This is a genomic window from Saccharospirillum impatiens DSM 12546, assembly GCF_000423605.1.
Classification (GTDB): domain Bacteria; phylum Pseudomonadota; class Gammaproteobacteria; order Pseudomonadales; family Natronospirillaceae; genus Saccharospirillum; species Saccharospirillum impatiens.
This window is the reverse complement of the sequence record NZ_AUIH01000115.1, coordinates 1-3022: the sequence shown is the minus strand read 5'-3', so window position 1 is coordinate 3022 and position 3022 is coordinate 1. Positions and strand designations below refer to the sequence as shown.

At 44.8% G+C, this 3022-nt stretch carries 2 protein-coding genes and 1 pseudogene; all 3 read right to left on the bottom strand.

Annotated elements, in window-relative coordinates; all coding sequences use genetic code 11:
* Positions 1 to 99 precede the first annotated feature (99 nt).
* A pseudogene (tnpC, locus tag G565_RS25305) lies at positions 100 to 1713 on the bottom strand (IS66 family transposase).
* Positions 1714 to 1749: 36 nt separating this feature from the next.
* The gene (tnpB, locus tag G565_RS0120575) at positions 1750 to 2097 is read right to left on the bottom strand and encodes an IS66 family insertion sequence element accessory protein TnpB (protein ID WP_028672485.1); all 348 of its coding nucleotides are present in this window, start codon (positions 2095 to 2097) and stop codon (positions 1750 to 1752) included.
* The gene (gene tnpA / locus G565_RS26635) at positions 2097 to 2399 is read right to left on the bottom strand and encodes an IS66 family insertion sequence element accessory protein TnpA (RefSeq protein ID WP_084649501.1); all 303 of its coding nucleotides are present in this window, start codon (positions 2397 to 2399) and stop codon (positions 2097 to 2099) included. Before tnpA ends, tnpB begins: the two co-directional genes overlap by 1 nt.
* Positions 2400 to 3022: the final 623 nt, after the last annotated feature.

The following is a 3022-nucleotide window of genomic DNA, read 5'->3' as shown; positions in this document are numbered from 1 at the left end:
GACTGTCAGGGAGTTGGTGAAAAATCTGTGCAATCAGGAAAAGTCAAAAAAAACCTGTCAAGCCTTTTTTGATATTATTTCGCTGAATAGTTACAGCGTTCATTCAGTGATGGTATTGACAGCCTTATATAAAACAGATCGCATTGGATCATCCGCAAACTTTTCTTTCCAAAGCCTTGGCGTTAGCTCTTCTACTCTGCTCATCGGGTGATGACTGACGCGCTGCAGAACATCCGTCAAATACGTATGCGGGTTTATGTCATGCAGTTTACAAGTGCTGATCAAGCTTTGGATTAAGCCAACATGTTCGGCGCCCAACTCAGTCCAACAAAACATCCAATTCTTTTTACCCATGGGGATCGGGCGAATTTCACGCTCAAGGTGATTCGTGTCCATCGGCACATCGGGATCTTCCAAAAAGACACGCAGTTCGGTTTCTCTTGTTTTGATGTACTTGATCGCTTTGGTTAACGGATGCTTAGGCGTTAAGTCTGTTCGCTGGCACTGCTCATCTAACCATTCAAAGACAGCATCGACTTTGGGTTTGCTGTGTTCGAGTCGATAAGCCCGTTTCTTTTCGCCCGTGAGTTGTGTTTCTTGGATAACTTTTTCACCTTGATAGAGCTGGCCGATTAGGCCTAAGGCTTGTTCTATTTCGGTCGGGCTGCTGTCTTGGGCATTAACCAAGTAACGACGACTGTGCACCCATCATTGGGCATGGGTGATACCTTCGGTTTTCTCAACATAACGTGCATAGGCCGCATAACCATCGGTCACGAGGGTGCCGCTGAACTCATTTTCCAAGGTGTCGATTATGTGCTGCTTACCTCGGCTTGCACTGTAGGTAAACACCACTTCGTGGTCATCACCGTACACTGGCCAAAAATAGGCAGACTTCATTTTACCTTTCTGTTTGCGACCTGCTTTAATGGGTGTCTCGTCCATCGCCAACACTTTACTTTGTAAAACATTCACCAGCTGGGCTTCAACGATGGGCCTGAGCAATTCTATGGCTCGTTGTGTCCAGTTGGTGAGGCTCGGTCGAGCTAAGGTGATACCCGCTTGTTGTATCTTTTGATGTTGACGATGCAAAGGTAAGTGATATAAAAACTTATCTGTCAGTAAACCAGCAACCAAACTTACATCGGCGATGCTGCCTTCCAGTACTTGCTCAGGCATCAGCGTCGTCTTGAGTTCATCGGTTGCTTTTTTCTTCAATACCGGTAAGTGATATTCCAGTACCACATAGCTGGCGGGTAACTTGGCAAGCTTTCGGCTGACTTTGGTACCAATCACTTCCCATTGATCAGCATCCTTGCCTTGCAGTTCCGCGGGTGTGACTTCAATGATTTTAACGGGAACTTCTTTACCAAAGCGTAGACCGCTGTCGGTAACACAATCATCCGGTCTGCTTTTAGGCGCTTTTCCGCGTTGATGGTTATTGTCTTTCTTTTGCTTTGGTTCAACTTCGATCGCGGTCTGAGTGGGCTCATCCAATAGATTACCCTGATAGGGATTATCGATCTGTCGCTTTTCAGATTTCTGTCCGAACATTTGGTTTTCGAACCAGGCGATGCGATTTTTAAGCGATTGATTTTCATCTTTCAATTGACCGTTTTCATCTGATAGTTTTTGCAGATCACGAAGAGCCGCCAAGTCATTATTAATGGCTTGTCCCAGTGTTTTTTTGTCAGAAGAAAGTGTTTTTTGCATGGAGCGGATTATACCAAACTTTAAGGGGTTTGGCTGCTATTTAGGATGTGAATATCGTTTATATTGGCGTATTTTTTTAACTTCCAATCCATCGAGTAATAATTTTAACTGTGCCCAATCCAGCAATTGCTTATCGTTGCTCTGAGCCCGGTAATTAAATTGGCCTTGCTCTAAGCGCTTAAACCAGATACAAAAACCACTGCCATCAAAGTACAATATTTTGATGTGAGTTTTACGGCGATTGACAAATACAAACAAAGCACCGCTGGTTGGGTTTTCAGTTAAAACACCAGACACCAATGAACATAAGCCATTAAATGATTTACGCATGTCCGTGGGTTGGGCGTACAACCAAATACGGACATTCGGTTCCGGTAAAAACATCAGGCTTGACTCAAAACGAGTTCAACACCGTTGCCGAGTTTAAGTGTGATGTGCCAAGTCATGGTATCCTGAGTGTTTTGATCGGTGAGAGAGGCGAGATCGATAAACGAGCTTGAGGTTTGGCGAGTCGGTTGCACGGTCTTAGCCGAGGACAATAGTTTTATTCGCCATTTACTAAAGCTGGCGTATTGAATTTTATGCTGCTTGCAGAACGCGGCCCCTGATAACGGTGAGGCTGAGAAATCATCAATAATGGTATGCCATTGCTCGGGTGTGCGACGAGTACTATTTGGGTTGGTCATGGGACTCACAGTTAAATAAGGATGTGAGGCTAAGGTTAACGCGCGGGGTCGCTAAATATAACTACGTTGCAGAATGAACGCTTACGTTTATGGTTTGCCTTAAAGAACGGGCAGATATGCGTAAAATCAGAGAGTTTCTCAACTTGTCTGACATTTTAGACCCATTTGGATTGTGCGACGTAGACCCTGCCGACGCGGTGTAACCCTACCCTGCCTAAAGTGCACTGCGGATTAGAGTTTTCCTTAATTGGGTATCTGGTCAAATCTTCCAATGATCGACACCAATCGTCTGGGTTGGATATTCAAACTCAACCACACTGCCCCTGAGCTTTACCAATGGAGTGCGCCGATTTGAATAGTAACGGCGCATTTCAACGGTTGGCCGACCATCTTCAGTGACCAAGACCGTTTCGCCGGAGGATTCAATCTGCTGGAGATACTCAAGCACTCTTGTCTCGAGTTGAGTTTTTGTAACTTCTTTATAAGCCGTAGTTACTTACCAATGTCTTTAATCGAAACGCTGCCATTAACTATTGTGGACCCCACTGTCAAGACCACTAATGCATTAAATTAAGGTAAAATGCCCTATGGGTTAAATTGTATTCTTACGCGGCTTGCAGCCA

What these genes read in the sequence shown, in the direction of transcription:
- tnpB (WP_028672485.1), bottom strand. Translation starts at nt 2,097, where the DNA reads ATGTTTTTACCGGAACCGAATGTCCGTATTTGGTTGTACGCCCAACCC.
- tnpA (WP_084649501.1), bottom strand. Translation starts at nt 2,399, where the DNA reads ATGACCAACCCAAATAGTACTCGTCGCACACCCGAGCAATGGCATACC.